Origin of the sequence: Tunicatimonas sp. (genome assembly GCF_049647865.1) — a bacterium.
In the GTDB taxonomy this organism is placed as follows: domain Bacteria; phylum Bacteroidota; class Bacteroidia; order Cytophagales; family Cyclobacteriaceae; genus Tunicatimonas.
On record NZ_JBARYM010000009.1, the window covers coordinates 1 to 4,725 of the forward strand.

The 4,725-nt window shown below is 45.3% G+C and carries 7 protein-coding genes; 3 read left to right on the top strand and 4 right to left on the bottom strand.

All coding sequences use genetic code 11. The features are described from left to right. The 4 genes from WBA23_RS00215 to WBA23_RS00230 all read right to left on the bottom strand — a co-directional run. Window positions 1-553 (bottom strand): amidohydrolase family protein (locus tag WBA23_RS00215; RefSeq protein WP_424580213.1); only part of this gene is annotated, 553 nt, incomplete at its 3' end. A 58-nt stretch (window positions 554-611) separates the two neighbouring features. After that, window positions 612-1,031, bottom strand: a complete 420-nt coding sequence (locus WBA23_RS00220) for a PIN domain-containing protein (protein WP_424580214.1) — start codon at window positions 1,029-1,031, stop codon at window positions 612-614. Beyond that, window positions 1,028-1,288: a DUF6364 family protein gene (locus WBA23_RS00225; protein ID WP_424580215.1), complete on the bottom strand. Its 261-nt coding sequence runs from the start codon at window positions 1,286-1,288 to the stop codon at window positions 1,028-1,030. The genes WBA23_RS00220 and WBA23_RS00225 overlap by 4 nt, the downstream gene beginning before the upstream one ends. A 137-nt stretch (window positions 1,289-1,425) precedes the next feature. Next, the gene (locus WBA23_RS00230; protein WP_424580216.1) at window positions 1,426-2,940 is read right to left on the bottom strand and encodes a sulfatase; all 1,515 of its coding nucleotides are present in this window, start codon (window positions 2,938-2,940) and stop codon (window positions 1,426-1,428) included. Window positions 2,941-3,045: 105 nt separating this feature from the next. Between WBA23_RS00230 and WBA23_RS00235 the strand changes: the two genes are divergently transcribed. From WBA23_RS00235 to WBA23_RS00245, 3 genes are all read left to right on the top strand, one after another. Then, window positions 3,046-3,606 carry a phytanoyl-CoA dioxygenase family protein gene (locus tag WBA23_RS00235; protein ID WP_424580217.1) on the top strand — a complete coding sequence of 187 codons (561 nt, stop codon included), beginning with the start codon at window positions 3,046-3,048 and terminating at the stop codon, window positions 3,604-3,606. After that, a complete protein-coding gene (locus WBA23_RS00240) occupies window positions 3,501-3,788 on the top strand; it encodes a phytanoyl-CoA dioxygenase family protein (RefSeq protein ID WP_424580218.1) in 288 nt (95 codons plus the stop codon). The genes WBA23_RS00235 and WBA23_RS00240 overlap by 106 nt, the downstream gene beginning before the upstream one ends. Window positions 3,789-3,882: 94 nt before the next feature. Continuing rightward, a partial coding sequence (locus WBA23_RS00245; protein WP_424580219.1) for a DUF7133 domain-containing protein occupies window positions 3,883-4,725 on the top strand: 843 nt, incomplete at its 3' end.

Consider the following 4,725-nt stretch of genomic DNA (forward strand, 5'->3'; position numbering starts at 1 on the left):
CCTGATTTACTAACCGTTCAACAATTCGTTCAGCCTCAGCCACATCTTGTACGATGTAGGAATTTTGAGGGTAGGCCGGGGGGAAACCATCTAGGTGAGGCCCAGTGAGGTACAGGCGCGGAAGTGGGGAATCAAATTCTAGCGTGGTTTCGTAGGATTCTATCGAAGCCCCCGGGTCGCGCAACGAAGTAACCCCACGTTGTAGCAGTTGAATCGCTATAGAATCGCTGACTTTATGAAAATGAGCGTCAATCAGGCCCGGAAGTAAAGTAAGTCTTTTCGCATCAATTACTTCGGCCTCTTCCGGAACGCTAATATCCTTGTTACTTCCCACCGCAACAATTTCATTGCCTCGTACGACGACGGTAGCGTTGGATAACGGGTCACTACCGGTTCCGTCAATGAGCGTCGCTCCTACAATAGCAATGGTTTGATCCCCCGCTAAAATATTCTCTTCATTGACTGCTTGTATGGGAGTAGTAGTTTGAGCGAAGAGAAGGTGCGAGGTAGCGAGTAGAAGTACAGTAGTGAAGTAGCGTAACGTAGTAGTCATAGGTGGTAGTTAGTAATATTCTGTTCATGTATCTTTTCTATTAGTGCCACGCTTTTTTCTATTCACTTTGTGTCTTAGCTAGATATTCCTTTGGTGTCAATATCGATAATTCACTCTCTTTGTAATCTTTGGTGTTTCGAGTAATTATTATTTGGTGTCCCCCTTCTACTGCGCAGTAATTCTGAACGCTATCTTCAAAATCTTTAAACTGGGATTGTGAGGCACTATCAATTACCGATTGTCCTACATTTTCCAAGCGCACGATTTTTAGGACTTTCTGTATCTGTAAATCTGCCTTATTTCGGTTTTCTAATCTACTAATTATATAGTGAATGTTGGTGATGCTTATTGGTGAGGTGTACAACTTTATATCGCTATTCACTGCTTCTTCAATGAGTTCGGTAATAGCTTCTGAGAATGGTTCTCTATCGAGCAGTAAATCTAAAAGCACATCGGAATCTAGATACAGCTTCTTCATTCGCCCAGGTATTTTTCTATCAAAGCATCTTGCAGTATATCTTCGTAAGAAGTAAAATCTTTAGGTAGTTTGACCGACCCTTTTAATTCACGGACTATTTTTAGTTTGCTTTTTTTCTTGTCAGATTGTTCTGATTGAGCGAGTGATTTCAGGTACTCTTCTACGATACTGGATAAACTTCTTCCGCTTGCTTTTGCGTATTCCTTCGCCTCCTCAATGACGAGTTGGTTTATAGACAAGGTTAATTTGGAATTCATACGTGAAAATTTTTACGTACGAAATTATGAACTTTCGTAGTATTTGTCAACTGACTGGTCATCGGCTATCACTTCGGCCCAATCATGGTAAGCCGGTTATAAGTCGTAGCTTAGATTTAATCAGCATTTGCTGAAAATTAGTTCTCACTTTCTCGGGCCTTTTGCTCCACAAAATAGGGCTGAAAGGTGTAGGAAGAATGGGTATTCCAGGGCACATTAGTGCTAGGTAAATACTTACTGAGTTTTTCTTTTTGTGACTGATACTTAACCTGACTGGCTAGGTTATTCCACTCCTGCGGGTCAGTAGTATGGTCGTACAGTTCTTCCCCGCCGTCTTCGTAGTGGATGTACCGGAAATTCTTAGTGCGAACCGCGTGGTTGTTTCTACCGAACGTGGTAACCGCCGACCAATCTTCATCATTGGATGGACCCTGTATCAAGGAGACTAAGCTCCGACCTTCGTTGCGTTCGTAGGCTGGTAGTCCCGCCAGTTCTAGCAAAGTAGGGTACAGCGAAAGCAGTTCTACTGGTTCGTCCACTACTTTTCCGGCCGGAATGTTGGGGCCAGAAAAAATTAAAGGAGTATGCGTGGCTTCTTCCCACAACGCATGCTTGGCAAAAGTGCCTTTTTCACCCAGTCGGTACCCATGATCCGACCAAAGTACAATGATCGTATTATCAGCGTACGCACTTTTTTTCAGCGATTCTAGCAGTTGCCCCACCTGATAATCCACAAAACTAACGCAAGCCAAATAGGCCTGAATAATCTCGTCCCAGGAACCGGATTTGATCGCCCACTCGGTACTAGGCATCATCGGTAGATCATTGATCTTATGCGCTACGGGAGGTACATCGGTTAAGTCATCCGCTCGGTAGGAAGGTAAACTCAATTTTTCGGTTGGGTACAGATCAAACCACGGTTGAGGAACGTACAATGGGACGTGGGGGCGTAAAAATCCTACAGCTAGAAAGAACGGTTGATCGTAGTCACGGCCTAATCTCTCCGCTGCCCATTGTACCGACTGGTAATCCGGCATAAGTGAATCTTTGGTTGGAAAAGCTCCCCAATCAGTGCTTGTGCGACCGTAGTTCTCACCGCCAAAGCCATCCCAAACAAACCGTTCTTCCGGTAACGGTCCAAACCCTCTAGCTCGGCCACCCGATTCGTCAAATAATCCCTCGGGAGCGTGGTGATGGAAGAGTTTGCCAATTCCCATGGTGTGGTAGCCCTGTTGCTTAAAATACTCCGGTAAAAAAATAATGTCCGCGGTAGCGGGGTTATCGAGTTTGATTTTGTTGTCATCAACCATTCCGTAGATGCCGGTAGTAGAAGGACGCAATCCCGTCATAATAGAAGCTCGAGATGGTCCACAAAGTGGAGCTTGGCAATGCGCATTTTGAAAAAGAATCCCACTGGCGGCAAGTTTATCCATATGAGGGGTAATAGCATCCGGGTGTCCGCCCATAACTCCTAGCCAATCGTTTAAGTCATCAATAGCAATGAACAAAACATTGGGGTTGCTATCGTCCAACGGTAAATTTTGACCGTTTAAGACACCGGGTAGTACCCCAAATGAAACGATCAGCAGTAAGCACTGGAAAATAGGTTGGTGAAATATTTTTGCCGAGATTGATAACGTAGGTGATTGCATCGTAGGTTATAGGTCTGAATAAAAAGAGTGTAGATCAAACTAACCTCTTTTTTCCACTTGTCAAATCATTAGCACTCACTAATTTTAAATAAATACCAGTTCAATATGACTATTACGCAGAAGCAACGCCTATTCTTTGAAAAAAACGGCTACTTAAAAGTTTCAAATCTGATGACTAGCGAGGAGGTGGATTATTACCGAGACCTTTACGAAGAATTTTTATCTAACCGAATTGACGTTAGCCGCTACCGTTCGGATTTAGGAAGTCATGCGGAACAACCAGCTTCGTTAACCACCGAGCGGATCACTCAAATCATGACTCCTTTCCGGATAATGACAGAACCAATTAACGCTGCTTTGCATCAGAAAACCCTATTCCTCGCCCAGCAGCTGTTAGGAGACGATATGGCCCTGGATTTTGATATGTTGATTGATAAAGCTCCCTTTTCCAATACTCCTACTCCTTGGCATCAGGACTGCGCTTATTGGATCGATCTGCCCGATAAACGAGCGGTTAGCTGTTGGGTACGTTGGATGAAGCTAAATTGGATAACGGTTGTATGTGGTACGTGCCGGGTTCCCATCTTCAAACTATGCGCCCGCACCGGTCGGCGGGGAAGGGGGGAGGTGCTTTGGAGTGTCGGGCCACCGAAGAAGAAGGCGTAGCGGTAGAGCTTCAGCCAGGAGATTGCGTATTACACCACGGTGGCACGCTTCACTACAGTCGGGGAAACAGTACCGAGCTACGTCGCCGGGCTTTCATTACCAACTTCCGACCCCAAGCGATGATTGCTTTAGAACGGAAGCAGGGCTACGACCATACTGGGGTGCGAGAAATTAAAAGTTAAGGGCGTTCACCTAGCAGTTGAATGAAATATTTATAAGCCTTTACGCTATATTAAAATAAAATGTTAATTTGAGTAGAAAATTAGCGTAAAAAATATGGCTAAGCGAATTGTCATTCTAGTTCTGGGACTTACTTCATTATTTTTTACTTCTACCACTACATACTCAAAGTACGAAGAACCTTCACCGGTGCTTACTCCGGCTGAGGAAATGGCTACTTTTCAGTTAGAACCAGGTATGAAGGTTCAACTTGTAGCGGCTGAACCAATGGTACAAGAACCAGTGGTAATTACCTTTGACGAAGACGGCCGATTGTGGGTAGTAGAAATGCGGGGCTTTATGCCTACTATTAAGGGCAAAGGGGAGAATCAGCCGGTGGGCCGAGTGTCGGTACTGGAAGATCTAGATGGTGACGGGCAGATGGATAAGAGTACCATCTATCTGGACAGTCTGATTATGCCCCGGGCTCTGGCGGTAGTTCAGGGCGGAGCCTTGATCGCCGAAAACAATTCGCTATGGATGACCGAAGATCTTGACGGCGATTTGCAAGCTGACACTAAAACATTGGTAGATTCCGATTACGCGGCCAACGGTTTGCCCGAACACTCCGATAATGGACTGTGGCGCAGCGTAGATAATTGGTACTACAACGCTAAATCACGTTTTCGCTATAAGCTAGTCGATGGTGAGTGGCAGCGTGATAGCACCGAATTTCGGGGGCAGTGGGGCTTGAGTCACGATAATGAAGGACGCTTGTACTACAACTACAACTGGTCGCAACTCCACGCCGATCTAGTCCCTCCAAATTATTTATCCCGGAATAAACACCATACTCCAACCTCGGGCATCGACGAAGGGTTAACCTTGGATCGGCGCATCTACCCAATTCGGGACAATCCGGCAGTGAATCGTGGCTATATTCCCGGAACGTTAGATGAA

Excerpts from the sequence above, each read along its gene's own strand:
- WBA23_RS00220 (WP_424580214.1), bottom strand. The coding sequence starts at position 1,031 with ATGAAGAAGCTGTATCTAGATTCCGATGTGCTTTTAGATTTACTGCTC.
- WBA23_RS00225 (WP_424580215.1), bottom strand. The coding sequence starts at position 1,288 with ATGAATTCCAAATTAACCTTGTCTATAAACCAACTCGTCATTGAGGAG.
- WBA23_RS00230 (WP_424580216.1), bottom strand. The coding sequence starts at position 2,940 with ATGCAATCACCTACGTTATCAATCTCGGCAAAAATATTTCACCAACCT.
- WBA23_RS00235 (WP_424580217.1), top strand. The coding sequence starts at position 3,046 with ATGACTATTACGCAGAAGCAACGCCTATTCTTTGAAAAAAACGGCTAC.
- WBA23_RS00240 (WP_424580218.1), top strand. The coding sequence starts at position 3,501 with ATGTGGTACGTGCCGGGTTCCCATCTTCAAACTATGCGCCCGCACCGG.